Here is a 19,112-nt window from a genome sequence, read left to right on the forward strand (position 1 = left end):
ATTCTTGGTTCCTTCGGATCACGTGGAATTACATATACTCCATCCAAAAAAGCATTATCAAAATTATTTATTTCATCGTTTATTTTATTCTTATCTCTTTTTACTTTATATAACCTGAACAATCTCCATACAATAAGGAAACACACCGTATAACCCAACGCTATGCTAGTAATTTTCATGCTATCCACCTCTAACTTTGTTATTCTCAATCCACTTCTGAAACTACTAACACTATAAATATAGAATATAACTTGTATGCTTAAATTACTTTTTAGTTAGAAAGCCACTCCAACTCCCTTTTTCAAAAAAATAATCTAGTAAAGGAGCAACTTTCGTATGCCACTCGGTAAAGAAATAAATCAAAACCTAATTAAAAATGCTAAGAAGACTGCAGCCAAACATCAGAGGTTCAAAGAAAGCCTCAAAAGCTTTTACCTCAATAACAGAGAAAAAGAGTATCAACAAAACCAACTTGAAATGTCACAGCTCTTAAAAGATTTAGATAGTAGACAACAACAATAGTGAATCTGTAGCAAAGTTTGCCCTTTATAACTTTTTGGTTAAAAAGGATCTTATAAAACCAAATCAAATCTACTTTGAAAGGAACAATACTTCAATGAAATTATATTCAGAATGGGAAGCAGCAAATAAACTTAGTTTGAGTATCGAGACTATCCAACGTATGTGTGAAACTGGAAAGTTGAAGGGCTGCCGAAAAATTCAAGACACTTGGAAAATTCCTCAAGACAACTTCATTACTAACAAAGTACATGATATTAAGTCAGAAAGCTTTCTGCGAAATCTTGATAGAAAGAATAGTCTCAGCGATAATGTAAATGAGTTTGATTTATAAAACATGAATAGCGCACTCTCTGCAAAGAGAGCGGGTTACTCCAATGGAACAATCTTGCCATTAGGATACTCCTTTACCAACTTGCCATCCTTCTCGTATACAATATACGTATTATTCTTCTTTGCCTGTTCCATGGCCACCTCCCCGGTCCTTTTTATGTACTCATCCATCCACGCATACTTCCTCTTTGGACGATTGTTTTTGTTATCTGCCATACTTAAGACCTCCTATAAAATTTTATTCTTCAGAAGACGCTCAGAGGCTTCTCATGCAACTTTCACATTCCATTTACTTTCGCCTATTTATCTCATTCTTGATAGCCCAATAGCCTTTCTACTTGCATTATGAGCTGCTCTATAAAACGGGTTATACCTCTTTTCATCTGAATTAAGAGAGCTGACAATCAAGTCTATATCCGGATTAGAAAGAGAGAATAATTCCATCTTTTTATTTATTCTCTTAGCAACATCATTAATAATTGGAAAATTCTCTAGTAGCATGTCCTCATCATACACTAAGTCAATTCCTTTCCAATCACTATTAATAATTACCTTTGAAGGTGCGTTAATCAGATTACCAAGTACAAAATCCAGGTGTTGTATCGCAAAGTCAACGGCCATAACCTCTCCATAGATACTTACTGTTTGCATACGGCTGTTATATTGTTTTTTGGATTTTACATATGTACATCCTTGTCCTACATAAATAGCTCCTAAACCAAATATACCTTGTCTTTTTAATTCTGATGTATCAACAAATACACGAAGAGTTTCTTGATCCCATAACCAATTATCTGCTCTCTCTCTCGCTTCTTTTGGCGGTATCTTTTGTTCTCTATGAAGTGCTGCTTTGTGTCCATTCCCATTGTGTTGATACACTCTTCTATTCTTCAACGGAAACCCTCCTCCTTACTACTGACTATAGGCAAAATAAAAACAGCTCACATCCGATTGAATGTGAGCTGTTGCGTATTTATTAAACTGTCTATACATTTTTTATTTTTAATAGTCATCATAATTCCAGCTTTCTTGCGAATTTTAACTAAGCTTTTCAAGATTCAACTTCTTAAATCTATTCTACCATTTTCATCCTTCACCTGATATTAATTAAAGAATTTCTTTATAAAAGACTTTTTAAATAAAAAGTTAGAAAGTCCACTGTGTCAGATTATTGAATAAATGTATTAACAAGGTCATAAACGTGAAATCAGTCTATGCACTAAAACTTGTCGTTTTGTCTAAAGTCTATAATATGTAATGATTATTTGATTTACAGCTCTTATTTTTACCTATTGTCAAAACGAAGTATGTATTCTTCGTTCAAACCTGCAATTATATTAAACTTCTGCCATTTATGTCGTTAAAACTTGCAGTTTTATCTTATGTTTCTGCTTGAATTATGTATTGCATTCAATAAAAATTGACTCCTTTTGTCGCTTAAACCCCATTGCATAGCCCTTTTCTTAACTTCTGCTATTTCCATCGTTCAAACTTGCAATTTTGACTAATGAATCAGTTTATAGATAATCAAGATTGGTTAATCTAGGTGATTTGTCAAGAGGTGTCTTTCATATGATAGAAAGGAAGATCATAATGTTCATCCCCAAAAAGGATAACGAAGGGGAGTATATATTGGCTCGCATTCTAATTAAAGAGAATTCGAGCTTTTATAAGCCATTTATTCGCTATCTATGTGTGGTTAGTAAAAGCTAGCTACTTGAACAGTTAGTGATAAATCGTCATCTACAGCGTTTAGGTTATCTCCCGCTTTGCGGTATTCATCGTTGATGATTGCCCCTACACGGATTGTGCTACCCGGCTTCGCATCTTTTGGAATGGTAATAGTACCAGCAGTACCTTTACGTCCGCCTTTTGAGATGCTTCCACTACCTGTGGATTTACCTGAAACATCATCATAATCCTTATCATATTGACCACTTTCTTCTAATGAGGATTTATAGTTCAAAGCTAGGCCAGTATCTACTGTCAAAGGAGTATGCTTTGTTTTAGTTACTTTACTCAAGTTTTCAACGTTTGTTTCAATTCGATATGTTTTACCAGGGACAACCTTATCAGTTGCTGCTTTATGCCAATCTGCAATATCACCAATTTCGATTTCTCTTGATTCGGCTTTAACTCGATTAACTTCTTTCACAATACGACGATTGGTTGTATGTACACCATCATCTATGAAGTCATTTTCTACAAGTCGCAACTGTCTTAAGTTCAAGTTCATGTAACCATCACTTTTGTCTGCATACAGCGTAAAAGTACGGTATTTTGAACCACCAGAGTGATAAGCAGCAAATGCAGCTCCACCGTATTTACCATCTTGCTTATTATTGTTGATTGGGTTCTCTTCTGGTTCGGTCTGTAAAGACAATATCTTCATCCACTGATTAACAGAATGCATTTTTTTCATAGATGGATATTGAGCTAGAAGTCGCTGTACAAGGTTTTTCTTAGCAGAATTCCATGTCGCAGTATCAAAAGCAGTTTGGTTGAACAATCTACTACCGTAGTCCTTGTAATTATCCCATTTAAGTTCATTTACTGCTGGAGCCACGAAGTCGCCAGGGAAACGTGTGCTTTGCAAACTGGATCCATCTCCTGCATAACCCGCAAAACGCCAGCTACCTGATTGGTTTTTGTAGTTACCCCCATTATTGACTTCTGGACTTCTTTCTACATAGACTCCTAGTTTTTTCATCCCTTCTCTGGTTGTACCTTCTGCTTCCTTCCCTGCGATGTTTTGCACAGTCTTAAAGTTTCGAGTAATATCTGAATCTCCCAACCATAAGTCACCTAGATATCTACTGGAATCAGAGCCACCAATACCATATAGTTTGGCAGTTTTTAGGTTTTCATAGATATATTCTCCATTACTAACACCCCCACTACCGTTTTTAGAACGGATAGGAGACCAATAGGTATATCCATTGTCGGTTACTTTGTAGAGACGGTTAGATGCTTTAGAGTCAAGAGACTTCACTTGGGAACCATAAAAGCTTGCACGTTGTGGGTCTACACTAGGGTTAATAACAGCTTCAACATTATTTCCTAAGATACGTACAGAGTGCTGACCTGATATAATATAATCGTCTACTGATTCAGCATGCGAAGTCAAAGGAGTGGAAATCAAAATCCCGAAAATAGAACTTGCTCCGATCAATAATTTTGTATTCTGTTTCATTCAACCACTTCCTTTCCCATGTTTTAGAAATTTATATCTTATAATAGTTTGAGAAAAGAAAATCTATAACAACATAATGAATTAAATTTGTTGAATAAAAAAAACCCTCCTCAAGTAGAGAAAGGGTTTATATTTTTAGAAAGATTTATTGAAAGACTCACTTTGAATGATTTGGTTGTAAAGTGAGTTAGCTTTGGAACTACCACTTCCGTATACTGCATTTGATGCAGCACGAACAGCTTTTTCAATAGTGTTTCGTTTTGATTGACCATCATTATATTCTTTTGTTCCTTCTTCTTCACCAAGAAGATCGATCAAATCTTGTTTAGACATATTCAATGAGATATAAGCATTGCCATTATAACGGATATTGCTCACGTCTTCTCCATTTAGACTTACTTGAATAATCTCACCATATCCAGCATCGTTCAGTACATAGCTGCTACCTGCTTTTGTGAATACGCCAGCGCCACTTAGGATGCTATTAGCAGGTACAACTTCTTTCGTTCCAACTTTAACAATCTTGTTAACAGGAGCTTTTGTAATCTCAGAGGATACTTGTTCTTTAGAAACTAATTTTCCATCCTTGTATGTTTCTTTGAAAGTAATTGTCCTAACACCATCTTGGCCTTCTTGAGTAACCACTGTTTTTCCTTTTTCAAGTGTAGGATCTTGTTGTTCTACTGTTTCAAAAGCAATCGCTTCGGTAGAAGTAGAATTCTCATAAGTGATGACAGGTTCTTGAACCACAGGCTCTTCTACTGGTTCTTCTGGCTGAGTTGGCTCTGTTACCTCTTCATCTGGTTGAGTAGGTGTTTCAACTGGTTCAGTGGGTTCAAGAGATGGCTCTTCTACTGGTTCAGTTGGAGTTGTTGGTTTTTCTTCTACAGGTTCTTCAACAACTGGATCACTTTCAACAGGAGTTTCTGGCTGTGTTGGTTCTTCGACAACTGGTTTCTCCTCAACAGGTTCAGTTGGTTTAACCACTGGAACATCTACAGGTTTTTCCTCAACAGGCTTTTGTTCAGGCTTTTCTTCTACAGGTTTCGTAGGTTTTGAGCCGGTAGGTTCTTCTTTTACAGGCTTCTCAACAACCGGTTTTTTATCGTCTTCTTTTGGCTTAGAAGGATACGTAACTACCGCTTTTTCTTCCTTAGAGATTTCCTTTTTTTCTTTTGTTACTGGTTTTGTAACAGGCTTAGAAGTAGGTGTGCTTACCTTAGCTTGTCCTTTTTCAGGAGCAGCAATCGATCCATTTAGGATACCAAGTAATTTAAGGTTTTGTTCCGAAGTTCCTGTATAATTTGCAATACCATATTCGTTCGCAAGATTTTGTCGGTTCGAGAATGTTGAATTCATCCCATTTGCTTTCATCCAGTCAACAATACTTAATTCTGTATGGGCTTGATTATTAGTAGTGATGTTATTTTGAACGCCTGTTTCTTTAAATACACTAAGCAGCTGGATGTTTTGTGCAGCACTACCTTTATAATTAGGAATGCCATGCTTCTCAGCAAGTGCTTTACGATTGTTGAAGGATGAGTCTAAACCATTTGCTTTTAACCAGTCTACAACGCTTGTATTTGTATGTAATGCCTGAACTCCGTCTTCTTTTACATTACCTAGCAATTGAATGTTTTGTGAGGCAGTCCCTTTATAGTTCACAATACCATTCTGCTCAGCAAGCTTTTTACGATTCTCAAAAGATGAATCTAATCCATTTGCCTTCATCCAATCTACTACACTCGTAGCTGTATGGAATGTTTGTTCCGTAGCTGCATAAGCTTTGTTGTAATCTGAATTCAAGAACCCAGGAGTAGTCGTTGATAATGCAATAGCGGATCCTACTGCTAAGGCAATTTTTACGCTTTTTTTCATATGTATTCACAATCCTTTCCAAAACCATCTAAAGTACTATGTATTAACTATTCATCAAGAGAATATATAGACCTAAAACCAAGTCTTCACCTATATCTTTTGAACTATTAAATTATAGTACCAATTGATTTCCATGTAAAGAAATACCTCCAAAAGAAATTATTATAGTAGTCGTCTAGGAAATAACTTCTTAAAGCATGTTATAGAGATATTGTTTTTCTTAAATAGAGAGGGAGGGGGCAATTCTCATTTAATCGACTCCCTCTCTGTCTACCATATAGCCGAGGTTCATAACAAACCTATACTCTTACTAATCCAATTTTTGCTGATGGTAAATCACTTCAACTTCATAAGAGTAATAATTAACGAAACTGTTGAGATAACAATAGCTAAAATAGAGAAGAAGATAGTCCACGTTTCCATAGTTGTTTCTCCTTTCTTACGCTTCTTAATTGATGCTGACTTATCGCTGCTCGCCTATCACCCCCTTTTATTCCTTTGCATATTTTTCAATGGTCCTCCATTGACTATCGTCAAAATAAAAAAGCTCGCATCCTTTAAAATTAGAATGCGAGCTTTTTTGTAATTTTGTTATCCTTTTTGTAATGAACATTTTGATTTCCTTTCTATTACAACTGATTCTGTACTGCGCTTCTGGAGATGTGATGAAAGCCCTCTAACCTTTTTTATAGAAAAACTAACCGAATTTGTTATATGTTATAAATAATCGTATTTAATCGATATAACGACCTAATGGAGAAGAATGCAATAAAAAAGAAGGGTTACACATTCTCCCTTCTACGGGCAGAAACAGGCGAAAGAGGTAGCAACGGCTTAGTATAATTCTCTTGCACATGTGCCAATATTCCGGTTTCGTAGAATGAATATAGCTCTTCAAGAGAAAAATTCAGCAGTTTTAGTACGCAGTAAATGGCTAAAGTGCTAAAGTAACTTAAAATATTGAGGATTTTGGGTTTTAGTACGCAGAATTTGTCCAAAGGTAGATAGTTGAATAGGTACCGGCGTTTTGAATGAGAAAACTAATAAACCCAGTGATTTGTAAATGAAAAATGGACAAACATCTAAGGTAATACGCTTAATCAGAAACGTGTGAAGATGAAACCACTAATGCTTTAAATAATCATTATTATAGGATTGATTAATCCTGAATTACCTTTAAGTACTGGGAGGGTGAAATATGGACAAAAATGAACAAGAAAAAACAAGAAAGAGCGCAAATCTACAACTAGCAGATCCAGGTAAATCAAATACCTACAAAAGAATCAAGAGAGAAAACGAATTGCTTACAAGTCATTTAAGATTCTTATATGATGGCCCATTTGGAATATGGAAGTGGTTTAGGAAATAAGATAAATCAAATATTTAGTGATAGTATAAGGCAGATACTGAAAATCACGAATCGTTCATATATAAAAATAGGTAGAAGAGACAATTGCTTTATTTCTGTCTTTTTATGCTTTACTCTTTCCTGGATTATGATCATATTGATTAACTTCAAAAAATAATATGGAACGAGAGTGATACATTGCAATTGTAGGATGATGCAATATTCCTGAAAGAAGCAGAGAATAATCCCTATATTTAAACGTCCTTACAATCGCTTATGCCGAGCCGTGAGAACTTATTTTAACTTTCTACATAGGTTCAATAGGACCGCAATTTCCCAGGTATTCTCGCTCGAACAATTAAATCTTGAGCAGTCTTGTGAGAGAAATACGTTTGACCGTTTTCTTCCCAAATACAATCCACGATGATTGCATATTCCTTAATATCTTTTATTATTATAACTTGACCCTTTTCTAGTTTTCTATCCGTTTCAATTAATGTACCATTTTCCCCATTCATACGATAACGATAAACACTCTCAAAATCCTTAAAAGTTTTATAAATTGAATCGTAAAGTAACAAAGAAATCACCACCTTCAGATTTTTGACGCTTAGATAGTTGATATATCATTTTATAACAGTTATAACCCATAAAATGAACTTAGGGTTTCTTCATTATTAAGACAAAACCTTATTTATGTATTCTTGCCAGTAATGTTCATCTCCTTCAATTTCGTGAAGCCAGCAATACATTAATAATATTTCAAGAAATTGTTTCCTTCCTTTTATAAAAGGCTTGTGAGAAACTCTCCTATGTAAAGAATTAATATTAAATAAATTACTTTTTTGTTTATAGTCATACTCGTACTTAATCCTACTATCTTTGCTTCTAATCCTATGTTTTACATCCCAACTTTCCTCATTGTCAAAAAAGCGAGACACATAGTCTGATGCAAAAGTAAGCAAATTTACTTGATACTTGTTCCACGTATTATTAATCCACTCTTCTACTCCTTCTGATATAAAGAGATTCTCAAAGTCCCTTTTCGGAGTACTTTGGATCCTATGATGATCTTTAATGAAAAGGAATAGCATTTCCGTTTGCTCTTTTAGAAAATGGCTTTTCTTTATGAGTTGAGCATAGCAATCATAAGAAGCACTCCGGAACTCTTGATCGGTATTATAAAGATAAAATAAATCATCTTTTTTGAGAAAATTAACTATAGAACGATTAAGTTGTTTGTCATAGTCCTCATAAATTCGAACTAGCCATTCTTGAATTTCAGCTTCATAGCCTCGAATGGTCTTTTTATACTTTCCTATTCGTTCTTCATTTAAAATTGTTTTCTCGTTCAGCTTAGAAGTGTCAAGATATTGATTAAAATACTCAAAGATATAGTTCATACATGCTTGCATATTCTGAATCTTTGACGCAATATCAAATTCATTCAGTCGATCTTCCTTTTTCCTTTTTGAAATATACTCTTCAAGTGAAAGCAACTTTAACCCTCCTATCTTATACTCTTATTTTATCATGCTGTACTTTTATCACTAACTTGAAACTCCTTTATATCTTTCTCTTTCCTCTACTATATTTCCCTGCCAAAAAGTCGGTACCCAACCCTGAATCCCATCAATCCCTTGTCTCCCAAGGCTTCCACCCTCTTATATCGCCTTTTCCCTTCCATCCATTATGTTATTAAGTTCTTCCCAAAACGCCTTATATCCTCTTCTTTTTCTCTGTTACGGGTTGTATCGAATATTCGGACAATGTTATTAAGTTGGTACTCAAAATGGAGGAAATAAGAAGGAGCAAGGATAAAACATTGCAATTGTGGGATGGTGCAATATTTGAAGAATGGAGGAGAAAATCCTACGGATTAAATCACATAGAAACTCTCTGTTGAGCCATTTCTGTTTATTGAACGGATAACTTATTGATTGGCTTCAGCTACATAATACAGCGAAAGATAACAGATTTGGGATGATGTTATCTTTCATGCTTTTATCCGACCTTACCAAAATAAAAATGTGTATAAACCGCTTAGTTGAGCCATTTCTTATTTCTATGATTTTCCCTGAAGGAATGATTTCTGGTACAAATTCGAGTTAAATATAACACTTTTGGGACGGAGTAGAGACAAAGAAAAGAAGAGGTAATCCTGCGGATTTCTAAGGACTACAAAAGCGAAAAGAAACCCGGAAAGCTACTGAATCGCATAAGGAAGGGCTTTGAAGCTTACCGAATAAAAAAAGACCGGATCAATTACTGATCCAGCCTTCGAAATGATATTGTTTTTGAGAAAATCACCGTACATACTTACTCCCACTCTTCCCTCAACTATCGGTACCAACTATTTAGCAGCAGATACCGACTTTTTAGCGTGGGGAAGAAGAATTTAGCAGGGAGATATTTTTTCATGTACAGTCTTTTCTCTATTATTCCACCGTAACACTCTTAGCCAAGTTACGCGGCTTATCAACATCTGCACCGCGCTGCACTGCTGCATAGTATGCAAGCAGCTGCAATGGCACGACACTTACAAGCGGAGTCAATAGCTCATGCACGGCTGGAATGACGAAGGCATCATCGTCGTGCTCCAGGCCTTTCATGCTGATGAGCAGGGTGTTGGCACCGCGTGCGTTTACTTCCTGGACGTTACCACGGATGGAGTGGTTCAGGGAGCTTTGTGTAGCTAATGCGATGACTGGTGTGCCTTCTTCGATCAAGGCGATCGTTCCGTGTTTCAGTTCTCCTCCAGCGAAGCCTTCTGCTTGGATGTAGGAGATTTCTTTCAATTTCAGTGATCCTTCGACGCAGACGAAGTAATCGACACCGCGGCCGATGAAGAATGCGTTGCGGGATACACTTAGATAGCTTTGTGCTAGTGTTTCGAATGTTTCTTTTTGGTCTGTCAGTACTTCCATTGCATTTGCAACGATCGCAAGCTCCTGAAGCGGGTTGAAATCAAGTGTGATTTCTTTGCCTTTTGCAGCATCCACAGCAAGCAATAGCATAACTGCCATCTGTGCTGTATATGCTTTAGTAGAGGCTACCGCGATTTCTGGACCAGCGTATAGCGGCAATGTGAAGTCTGCTTCACGAGAAAGGGTGGATCCTGGCACGTTCGTGATCGTCAGTGCTGGGTGTCCGAGTTCTTTCACCTGTACCAATACGGCTCTGCTGTCGGCAGTTTCACCGGATTGGGAAAGGAATATGAATAATGGCTTCTCGGATAGAAGCGGCATATTGTAGGCAAATTCACTCGCGATATGCACTTCAACCGGAATCTTAGCCAGGTTTTCGATAAATTGTTTTCCGACTAGTCCAGCGTTGTAGCTTGTTCCCGCTGCCACGATGTAAATACGGTCTGCATGCATCATCGCATTACGGATAGCAGGGTCCATTTTGATTTGTTCCGCCTCATCCTGGTAATGCTGGATGATTTTACGGATAACGAATGGCTGCTCATCCGTTTCTTTCAGCATGAAGTGATCGTATGTGCCTTTTTCCGTATCGGCTGCATCGATTTCCGTTTTGAACGTATCACGCTCTACTTTCGTACCGTCAAGCAGCTGGATTTCCACGCTGTCACGGCGAACGATGACGATTTCTTTGTCACGGATTTCTTTGTACGTATCTGTTTCGCGAAGTGTTGCCATCGCGTCACTTGCTACGACGTTAAACCCTTCACCGATACCGACAAGCAATGGGCTCTTGTTTTTCGCTACATAGATTGTTTCTTTATCATCTGCATCGATCATGGCAAGGGCATAAGAACCAGTAAGCAAGCTGACCGCTTTGCGGAATGCTGCTGCTGTGTCCTGCGTTTCTTCATACATTTTCTCTACAAGCTGTACAACGATTTCTGTATCGGTATCACTTTTCAATGTTACGCCGGAAAGATACTCTTTACGGATGTCGACGTAGTTCTCGATTACACCGTTATGCACAATCGTGAATTTGCCAGAAGCGCTTTGATGCGGGTGCGCGTTATCTTCGTTCGGTGCACCGTGTGTCGCCCAGCGTGTATGGCCGATTCCCATTGTGGATGAAACGCTGTGATCTACTTTTTCACGCAATGCAGCAATGCGGCCTTTTACTTTGAAAAGGTTCACGCCTTGCTCGTTTTCAATTGCGATACCAGCTGAATCGTATCCGCGATACTCCAGCTTCTCGAGTCCGTTAAGCAATACTTCCTTCGTATCATTTTGTCCGATATAACCTACAATTCCACACATGTCGTTGTTGTCCTCCTCAAGACTTGGAAGGGGCAAACAAACGGCCTGCGATATTAAGCTTCGGGGCGTTAGTTGCCCCTTTCTCGTTTTATCTATTTTTCACATCTTGTTTTGTCCTTATCCAAAGAGTCGCCTCTTTGCTTTCGGCCATAAACATGACGACTGAGATGTGTGCAATCGGGAGGCATCCGCCGAATACTTCGATAAACCTCCACCTCGTCAACTTACCCCACCGCTCGGGATAAGTCCTGGCGCTTTTAATTTGTTGGTAACCTCTATCCTCACTTTCCTGCTGGAATGACTAGCCCCTTCATTTTACATGAAGGTAATCATGTTGGTCAATTTTTTCTTGCTACGTAAATAACGTATGCGGCGGGAGCATGTTCTGTTCCCGCCGCATATGCTGATTTTACTTCGTTCCTAATGTTTGTTCGATTACCGCAACGACTTTGTCTGCGTATTTCTCGCAATCTTCTTTCGTCGGTGCTTCCACCATCACCCGTACAAGTGATTCTGTACCGGAAGGTCGTACAAGAACGCGGCCTTGATCGCCAAGCTCCTGCTCCACTTCTGCGATGGAGTCAAGGATCTGCTGGTTCACAAGTGCCTCCTGTTTGTCTGTTACCGGCACATTTTTCAGGATCTGCGGGAAGATCTCCACTTCATTTGCAAGCTCGGATAGCTTTTTGCCCGTTTCCTTCATCACATTGATCAGCTGCAATGCCGCAAGCATCCCGTCGCCAGTCGTCATGAAATCGAGGAAGATGATGTGGCCGGATTGCTCTCCGCCAAGGTTGAAGTCGCCGCGGCGCATTTCTTCCATCACGTATCTGTCGCCAACAGCTGTCTTATTGCTCTTGATCGCCTGCTTATCCAAAGCACGGTAGAAACCGATATTACTCATGACCGTGGATACGACTGTGTTATGACGCAGACGGCCATGATCATTTAGGAATTTGGCACAGATGTACATGATTTTGTCCCCATCCACGATCTGTCCCTTTTCATCGATGGCAATCAATCTGTCACCATCACCATCAAAGGCAAGTCCAATATCGGCTTCTTTCTCAAGAAGGAAATCACGCAATGTTTCGGGATGCGTGGAACCGACATTCTTATTGATATTCAGTCCATCAGGAGATGAACCAATCGAGGAGATATCTGCTTCCAGATCCGCAAACAAATGTGTGGCAATGGAAGAAGTCGCTCCGTGGGCACAGTCGATGGCGATATGAAGTCCTTCGAAATCATTATCGATTGTCCCTTTCAAATATTGGATATATTTCTGACCGCCTTCGAAATAGTCATTGATTTGACCAAGATCAGCGCCGGATGGACGCGGCAGATCATCTGTTTCGGCATCGATCAGCTGTTCGATTTCATTCTCTTGATCATCGGAAAGCTTAAAGCCGTCCGGACCGAAGAACTTGATCCCGTTATCCTGTACAGGGTTATGAGAAGCAGAAATCATGATACCCGCAGCTGCTCCCATGTTCTTCGTAAGGTAAGCGACACCTGGTGTGGAAATGACACCGACGCGCATGACCTCGGCACCGATGGACAGAAGCCCTGCCACAAGTGCTCCTTCAAGCATTTCGCCGGAGATGCGTGTGTCGCGGCCAATCATCACTTTCGGTCGATCCTCATTTTCCTTTGTCAGTACATAACCACCATATCTGCCTAGCTTGAAGGCCAGCTCAGGGGTGAGCTCCTTATTCGCAATCCCCCTGACGCCGTCCGTTCCAAAATATTTTCCCATTTGTTACCTCTCCTTCACATGGCTCACAGTCACTGTGTCTGTGTATCTGTATTCGTACCTGCCTCTTCATTTGTTTCATCTTCTGTCGTTCGGACAGTTATTGTTGCTTCTTCCTGACCAGGGGTGAGCTTGATATTCTCAGGTCCTGTCACTTCGATCGGCACTGTCTGTTCTCCTTGTTCCAAGCCGCTGCCGTCGATGGTCGCTGTAATATCGTCAGCCGAGAGGCTTTCGATTTCCGATTTCGCTCCGCTTACAGTCACATCGATTTGTTCATTTTGCGGGTCGCTGAAAGCTGCTTCCAACCCGCCAGGAAGGTTCTCGATCGTGATCGGCACATTCTCTATCGTCGTCTCGCTCGTTTCTTCCAGCTCGATATCGACTTCTACCTGCTCTTCGCTAGCCGATCGGACATTTTCCGGCAGCTGCAAGTCAGCATCGACCGTTTGATTCTCTGTTATCTTGGACAAATCGATCTCTTCGGTACTGATGGAATCAATGCCATCCAACGTATCCTGCGGTGCATATATCGTCACTTCCTTCGTTGCTGGAGAAAGCGATGCAACGGATACATCATCCGGGGCTTGCCCTTTTGTTTTCACTTCCACCGGGACGGTCTTGCTCGGATTGCTTACCTGTACCGAAACCTCGACTGTTTCCGGCTGTACATTCACACTAAGCTCATTACCTTGTGCATCATACACTTTCACTGGTGCTTCTTTGCTATTTATATCAGCATCGACATCGGTCAAATCCACATATGCACGTACACTGGCGATCTGATCGATGACCTCCTGTGTACTTACGATTGAAACGGTCTGAGGTTCCACTGTGGAACTATCCACTTGAAAACCTGCTGCCATTTGATCTTCATTGGTATAGCCTACGTTAACATTGAATTGCTGTGAAGCTTTTTCTTGGATTGTCACCTCGACGCTTGCTGGCTGCATATATACTTGCAGATTGTCCGAAACGTTCTCGTAATGCAGCTTCACTGTATGTGTACCGGTACCGAGATCTGTCAAATCGACATAAGCTTCATAGTTTTTCTGCTGAATGGCGGCTGTCACATCGCTTGCCGGACCGACAAGCTGCATGGATACATACTCCGGAACGCCGCTGACGACATATTTGGAGTCATCGATGCGGATGCTGACAGGTGCATCGACTGTGTTCGTTTCATCCGAACTCGTGATCGGAACTTCCCCTGCCCGGTTGTTCACATCCGATTCAGCACTCACATAGGCGTAGAGAAGGACAGCAAATACTAGAGACAAAACGCGTAAGGTCCATGGACTCTTCAGCCATTTATCCATTTTTACCCCTCCATCTTCTTACCTTGGAACCAGACGCTGGTACGCTGATTTCCCTGACGAGGATTTCTTTTAATGCATCAGGTGTGATATCACGGAATAACTCGCCGTTCTTTGTACAAGAGATGGCACCCGTCTCCTCCGAAACGACAATCGTCAGTGCATCGGTCACTTCACTGATCCCCATGGCAGCACGGTGACGTGTACCGAGTTCCTTGGATATGAACGGGCTTTCGGATAGAGGCAAGTAGCAAGCTGCCGCTGCAATCTGATTGTCTTTCAAAATGACAGCTCCGTCATGCAAAGGCGTATTTGGCACGAAGATATTGGTGAGCAGTTCGAATGTCAGGTGACCGTTCACCGGAATACCTGTCTCGATATAATCCCCCATAACTGTTTCGCGCTCCAGCGTGATCAATGCACCGATTCGGCGCTTCGCCATGTAATTACAGGATTTCACGATTGCTTCGATATTCTTGTTCGCCTGTTCTTCCTCCGACCCCTTATTCCGGGAGAAGAAGCTGCCTCGGCCGAGCTGCTCCAAGGCACGTCTGATTTCCGGCTGGAACAAGACGACGATGGCCACAAACCCCCAGGTGATTGCCTGTGAGCTCAAGAAGGCGAGCATCGGGAAGTCGAGTATCTGCTCACTGCTCAGGAAAGCGATGATGACGACGATGAAAATACCCTTCAGCAGCTGAATCGCTTTCGTTCCTCTTATGAGCATCAAAACTTTATAAAAGATGAACCATACCGCCGCAATGTCCACGATGATCCGCAGTATGGATAATATGGAAAGTTCACTTAATCCCCCAAACATGGATACACGTCCTTTTATATATGAATAGCTCGAATTTCTTCGTACATTATAGCACAGTTCCCCTATTGCGGTCGCTTCCAAACAGGGGGAGTGTCCCACTCTTACTGTCCCCTGTTATCTTACCCCAATACAGGCTTTAATCGCCAATGATTCTAGTACAAAAAAAAGAGCCCTTTTACAAGCAGCTCTGTAGAATGTTATCAGAATGAAAAGATTTCTTTGATATGGTACCATGTCCAGCCGAATATCCGGTCGATTTCCTGGTATTCGCCTGTGATATTGTCAGCAGACGCCATGTTCACTTTTGCACCGTGGTCTTCGATGAGGTCCCCATTGATGATCGTAACATCGCCATCCACCTTACCCCTGATATCCAAATCACCGTTTTTAACGACAAGGTCCCCCTTGACCGTGACGTCTTTCGGTACGATGACGAGATCATTCTCTACAATCAAACCCTCTTGCTTCGATACACTGACACTGCCATCACTATTCCAAGCAGAAATGATGCTTGTGAACATGAAAAGGAAGAATACCGCAGCTGCTGTGATGACAGGATGCGCACGGAACCATCTCATGTAGCCGACACGCTTTTTCTCTTTCGGCAGATTCTTCATGACACTGGCAGTGAATCCGGCCGGTGCGCTCAATTCGTAAGCGGCGCCGCTAAGCAGGCTTTCCGTTTGTTTGAGCTCCCGGTAATGCTGATTACAGTCAGGACAGGATTTCAAATGCTCCCTGAGCTGCTGTGCTTCTTCCTCTGAAGCGTCTCCGTCCAGATATAGATGCATAAGCGCAAGGCTTTCTTCGCAATTCATGTGTAACCCCCCTTTATACGTGGCGAAGTTTTTTCCGTAGTAGTTCTCTGCCACGGTGGATACGAGTCTTCACTGTCCCTAGCGGCAGATCCAGGATTTCACCTATCTCCGCTAATGATAAATCATCCAGGAACCGCAGTACGATGACACTGCGGTATTTAGGTGGAAGGGATAATATCTCCTTATGGATATAGCTTTGAAGCTCCATGCTCTCAACCTCTTGCTCAGGCAGCGCTTGGTCAGCTGCCAGCTGCGAGTACATATCCAATCCTTCCGTTCCCTTCACCTCGGCATCAAGATGAAAATCCGGCTTTTTTTTACGCAGACGGTCGATACTCAGGTTAGTTGCGATCCGGTATAGCCATGTGGAGAATTTCCGGTTCTCGTCAAAAGAATGAATATTGGTGTAAGCACGGATAAATGCCTCTTGGGCGATATCCTGCGCTTCATGACTGTCTCCGACCATGCGGTATACGATATGGTACACCTTGTTCTGGTAAAAGGAAACAATTTCCTCGAAGGCAGCGTGATCACCCTTCTTGACGTTTTTTATATGATATTTTATGATGTTCTCCATGAAAATCCTCCCGCCTAACTGCGGCTTCTTAGTAACGAATGACGTTCCGAAAAGGTTTCACTTTCACGAAAATATCTTTTTATAAACCTTATAGTATGCCAGCAACAGTTTTTTCTTTTTTATATTTTTTTAAATTTAGACGTTTTAAATAATGATGGACAGGGTAATCATAACGACAAATAGTATATCAGATTTTGGAGGTAAAAATGGTTACATTAGACAATCTTTTGGAAAAAATCGAACAGACCCGCAGCCGCATGCTTACTTTGTCCCGACGCTTGCCGCTCACTTCCGATGCAGTCGTCACTGCCAGTGTACAGCTCGATGATTTGTTGAATGAATATGAAAAACAGAGAAAAGATATATAGCTATTAACAGCCGCAGAAGAAGCTGTTATTTTTTTTGCACCAAAAAAGCACGTACACAATGTACGCACTTTTAACTCAATCGCGATCTTCCGCCCAAATTCCCCGCTTGATGGAATAAGTCTTCACATCATTATGAAAGCCGACATTCACCTCAAGCGGAAAAGCGTTGCCCCCGGCACGCTTGAAGCAGTCACTGAACCAGGCAATCATCACTTGCTCATCCGCTTTCTCCACCGCATCGTCCTGCAGTTCGCGGAAAGCTTCGAATTTATCGGCAGCATCATCAGGCAGCTGGAAATAGGCAATATCCTCCGCTACTTCTTCGCTCCCGCCGGCATATTTATCGCCCATTTCATCATAATAACGCTCATTGCCATCTGCATCGAGCGCATAATACATGATCGTCAGTTCGAACGCCATTGGCTCCTTGAACATGCGAAAAGCGATTGTCTCCACTTCCGGCAGGAATGGCAGCTGGAAAATCTGCTTCAATTCGCCTATCACATCCTCCGAATGCTTATCCAGGCAGACACTTACTGTCTCGGTATAATCTTGTATGGAAAACAAAGCGTTTACCCCCTTCTTACTCTTGCTCTACTTTACCACACAGCACCGAAGTCACGCATCAAGCAAGTGCCTTGCCTTTCGTCTCCTCACCAAGGATCCAAACAGCGACAACAGCAATCAATACCGTCACACAGAACAACAGAAAGACCATACTGACTGATAACCCGAATGTACTGCGATAACCGATCAGCAGTGGTCCCAAGATTCCGCCGATCCTGCCAGCGGTTGCCGCAATCCCGGAACCTGTCGCACGGACAGCCGTAGGATACTGTTCCGGTGTGTACGCATATAAAATACCGTAAGCTCCGAGATTGAAGAACGAAAGCAGCATACCTGCTGTCAGCAGCATCGCAGACGATTCTGCGTTACCGAACAGCACGGCACTGATGGCAGTACCGATCAGATAAATGATCAAGATCGGTTTGCGTCCCACCTTCTCGATCAGCCAGGCTGCAGAGAAATATCCTGGAAGCTGCGCGAGCGTCATGATCAGTACATACTCGAAGCTGCGGACCATATCGAATCCTTTTTCAACCATGACACTTGGAAGCCAGAGAAACATGCCATAATAGCTAAGCATGATGCAGAACCAAACGATCCAGAGCATGACGCTGCGCTTTGCAAATCCTTTTGCCAGCAGCTGCCGGATACCATCCATGACAGATGTTTTTTGCTCAAGCTTCGTATAAGATGGCGAGTCCGGCAGATTTTTGCGAAGAAAGACGGCGAACAGCGCCGGTATGGCTGTCAAAACAAGCGCTATCCGCCAGCCGTAAGCTGGTATGACAAAATAAGAGATGATTGCTGCAAGCAGCCAGCCGACTGCCCAGAAGCTCTCCAGCAGAACGACCATACGTCCCCGCCTTTCAGGAGCTACCGATTCGGAAACCAATGTCGATGCCACCGGCAGTTCCCCTCCGAGCCCTGCCCCGATCAGAAAGCGCAGCACGACAAAGATGAGATAGGAAGTTGCAAGCGCTGATAAGCCGCTCGCAATTGAGAATATCAAGATTGTCACCATGAACACCGTTCGTCGGCCGACCCTGTCCGCCATGATCCCGAATACGAATGCCCCGACAGCCATACCGATGCTGTTCACACTGCCGATCCATCCCGCCTGCTGGGCTGATAATCCCCAATCCAATGTCAGCGCTGTAATGATAAAAGATAAGATACCTACATCCATTGCATCAAATAACCAGCCCGTACCGACAATACCGAGCAGTTTCCGCTCGGAAATCGGCCTGTCGTTTTTTTTACCCACCACTGTGTGTTCCATCCCAACACCTCTGCTAAATTATGTTAATTTACACTTATAGTTTACATGTGTCTTGACACTTTGTAAATTGATTTTAGCGTTATTTTTACCAATGATACC

The 19,112-nt window shown here is 41.4% G+C and carries 17 protein-coding genes; 3 read left to right on the plus strand and 14 right to left on the minus strand.

The window, feature by feature from the left end:
* Positions 1-336 precede the first annotated feature (336 nt).
* The gene (locus AB1K91_RS18380; RefSeq protein ID WP_077304658.1) at positions 337-522 is read left to right on the plus strand and encodes a hypothetical protein; all 186 of its coding nucleotides are present in this window, start codon (positions 337-339) and stop codon (positions 520-522) included.
* A 366-nt stretch (positions 523-888) separates the two neighbouring features.
* Here AB1K91_RS18380 and AB1K91_RS18385 read toward each other — a convergent pair whose 3' ends face one another.
* The 4 genes from AB1K91_RS18385 to AB1K91_RS18400 form a co-directional block, all read right to left on the minus strand.
* A complete protein-coding gene (locus AB1K91_RS18385; RefSeq protein WP_413091968.1) occupies positions 889-1,068 on the minus strand; it encodes a hypothetical protein in 180 nt (59 codons plus the stop codon).
* 87 nt (positions 1,069-1,155) lie between these two features.
* A complete protein-coding gene (locus AB1K91_RS18390) occupies positions 1,156-1,746 on the minus strand; it encodes a hypothetical protein (protein ID WP_413091970.1) in 591 nt (196 codons plus the stop codon).
* Positions 1,747-2,551: 805 nt separating this feature from the next.
* The gene (locus AB1K91_RS18395) at positions 2,552-4,045 is read right to left on the minus strand and encodes a hypothetical protein (protein ID WP_413091971.1); all 1,494 of its coding nucleotides are present in this window, start codon (positions 4,043-4,045) and stop codon (positions 2,552-2,554) included.
* Between the two features lie 135 nt (positions 4,046-4,180).
* Positions 4,181-5,923, minus strand: a complete 1,743-nt coding sequence (locus AB1K91_RS18400; RefSeq protein ID WP_413091973.1) for a G5 domain-containing protein — start codon at positions 5,921-5,923, stop codon at positions 4,181-4,183.
* 1,198 nt (positions 5,924-7,121) lie between these two features.
* On the opposite strand from AB1K91_RS18400, the gene AB1K91_RS18405 reads away from it, so the two are divergent.
* Positions 7,122-7,292: a hypothetical protein gene (locus AB1K91_RS18405; RefSeq protein WP_413091975.1), complete on the plus strand. Its 171-nt coding sequence runs from the start codon at positions 7,122-7,124 to the stop codon at positions 7,290-7,292.
* Between the two features lie 296 nt (positions 7,293-7,588).
* Here AB1K91_RS18405 and AB1K91_RS18410 read toward each other — a convergent pair whose 3' ends face one another.
* The 8 genes from AB1K91_RS18410 to sigW form a co-directional block, all read right to left on the minus strand.
* Positions 7,589-7,852: a hypothetical protein gene (locus tag AB1K91_RS18410; RefSeq protein WP_413091977.1), complete on the minus strand. Its 264-nt coding sequence runs from the start codon at positions 7,850-7,852 to the stop codon at positions 7,589-7,591.
* Between the two features lie 96 nt (positions 7,853-7,948).
* Entirely contained in the window at positions 7,949-8,770 is an 822-nt protein-coding gene (locus AB1K91_RS18415; RefSeq protein ID WP_413091979.1) for a hypothetical protein, read from the minus strand.
* 939 nt (positions 8,771-9,709) lie between these two features.
* Positions 9,710-11,512, minus strand: coding sequence for a glutamine--fructose-6-phosphate transaminase (isomerizing) (glmS, locus tag AB1K91_RS18420; protein ID WP_413091980.1), 1,803 nt, complete (start codon positions 11,510-11,512; stop codon positions 9,710-9,712).
* 409 nt (positions 11,513-11,921) lie between these two features.
* Positions 11,922-13,271 (minus strand): phosphoglucosamine mutase, encoded by a 1,350-nt coding sequence (gene glmM, locus AB1K91_RS18425; RefSeq protein ID WP_413091982.1) that lies wholly within the window; start codon positions 13,269-13,271, stop codon positions 11,922-11,924.
* A 29-nt stretch (positions 13,272-13,300) separates the two neighbouring features.
* Positions 13,301-14,587, minus strand: a complete 1,287-nt coding sequence (locus AB1K91_RS18430; RefSeq protein WP_413091984.1) for a CdaR family protein — start codon at positions 14,585-14,587, stop codon at positions 13,301-13,303.
* The gene (gene cdaA / locus AB1K91_RS18435) at positions 14,580-15,404 is read right to left on the minus strand and encodes a diadenylate cyclase CdaA (protein ID WP_413091986.1); all 825 of its coding nucleotides are present in this window, start codon (positions 15,402-15,404) and stop codon (positions 14,580-14,582) included. The genes AB1K91_RS18430 and cdaA overlap by 8 nt, the downstream gene beginning before the upstream one ends.
* Before the next feature lie 200 nt (positions 15,405-15,604).
* The gene (locus AB1K91_RS18440) at positions 15,605-16,222 is read right to left on the minus strand and encodes a zf-HC2 domain-containing protein (protein WP_413091988.1); all 618 of its coding nucleotides are present in this window, start codon (positions 16,220-16,222) and stop codon (positions 15,605-15,607) included.
* Between the two features lie 13 nt (positions 16,223-16,235).
* On the minus strand, positions 16,236-16,799 hold the full coding sequence (gene sigW, locus AB1K91_RS18445; RefSeq protein ID WP_093727890.1) for an RNA polymerase sigma factor SigW: 564 nt from the start codon (positions 16,797-16,799) through the stop codon (positions 16,236-16,238).
* 206 nt (positions 16,800-17,005) lie between these two features.
* Between sigW and AB1K91_RS18450 the strand changes: the two genes are divergently transcribed.
* Positions 17,006-17,167 (plus strand): Spo0E family sporulation regulatory protein-aspartic acid phosphatase, encoded by a 162-nt coding sequence (locus AB1K91_RS18450; protein ID WP_413091990.1) that lies wholly within the window; start codon positions 17,006-17,008, stop codon positions 17,165-17,167.
* A 75-nt stretch (positions 17,168-17,242) separates the two neighbouring features.
* On the opposite strand, the gene AB1K91_RS18455 is transcribed toward AB1K91_RS18450, so the two are convergent.
* Together AB1K91_RS18455 and AB1K91_RS18460 are read right to left on the minus strand one after the other, a co-directional pair.
* On the minus strand, positions 17,243-17,734 hold the full coding sequence (locus AB1K91_RS18455; RefSeq protein WP_413091992.1) for a hypothetical protein: 492 nt from the start codon (positions 17,732-17,734) through the stop codon (positions 17,243-17,245).
* Positions 17,735-17,792: 58 nt separating this feature from the next.
* Positions 17,793-18,998, minus strand: coding sequence for an MFS transporter (locus tag AB1K91_RS18460; protein ID WP_413092048.1), 1,206 nt, complete (start codon positions 18,996-18,998; stop codon positions 17,793-17,795).
* Positions 18,999-19,112 lie beyond the last annotated feature (114 nt).

The organism is Terribacillus jepli (genome assembly GCF_047228925.1).
In the GTDB taxonomy this organism is placed as follows: domain Bacteria; phylum Bacillota; class Bacilli; order Bacillales; family Amphibacillaceae; genus Terribacillus.

What these genes read in the sequence shown, in the direction of transcription:
- AB1K91_RS18400 (WP_413091973.1), bottom strand. Translation starts at nt 5,923, where the DNA reads ATGAAAAAAAGCGTAAAAATTGCCTTAGCAGTAGGATCCGCTATTGCA.
- AB1K91_RS18440 (WP_413091988.1), bottom strand. Translation starts at nt 16,222, where the DNA reads ATGAATTGCGAAGAAAGCCTTGCGCTTATGCATCTATATCTGGACGGA.
- AB1K91_RS18405 (WP_413091975.1), top strand. Translation starts at nt 7,122, where the DNA reads ATGGACAAAAATGAACAAGAAAAAACAAGAAAGAGCGCAAATCTACAA.
- glmS (WP_413091980.1), bottom strand. Translation starts at nt 11,512, where the DNA reads ATGTGTGGAATTGTAGGTTATATCGGACAAAATGATACGAAGGAAGTA.
- AB1K91_RS18430 (WP_413091984.1), bottom strand. Translation starts at nt 14,587, where the DNA reads ATGGATAAATGGCTGAAGAGTCCATGGACCTTACGCGTTTTGTCTCTA.
- AB1K91_RS18385 (WP_413091968.1), bottom strand. Translation starts at nt 1,068, where the DNA reads ATGGCAGATAACAAAAACAATCGTCCAAAGAGGAAGTATGCGTGGATG.
- AB1K91_RS18395 (WP_413091971.1), bottom strand. Translation starts at nt 4,045, where the DNA reads ATGAAACAGAATACAAAATTATTGATCGGAGCAAGTTCTATTTTCGGG.
- sigW (WP_093727890.1), bottom strand. Translation starts at nt 16,799, where the DNA reads ATGGAGAACATCATAAAATATCATATAAAAAACGTCAAGAAGGGTGAT.
- AB1K91_RS18380 (WP_077304658.1), top strand. Translation starts at nt 337, where the DNA reads ATGCCACTCGGTAAAGAAATAAATCAAAACCTAATTAAAAATGCTAAG.
- AB1K91_RS18450 (WP_413091990.1), top strand. Translation starts at nt 17,006, where the DNA reads ATGGTTACATTAGACAATCTTTTGGAAAAAATCGAACAGACCCGCAGC.
- glmM (WP_413091982.1), bottom strand. Translation starts at nt 13,271, where the DNA reads ATGGGAAAATATTTTGGAACGGACGGCGTCAGGGGGATTGCGAATAAG.
- cdaA (WP_413091986.1), bottom strand. Translation starts at nt 15,404, where the DNA reads ATGTTTGGGGGATTAAGTGAACTTTCCATATTATCCATACTGCGGATC.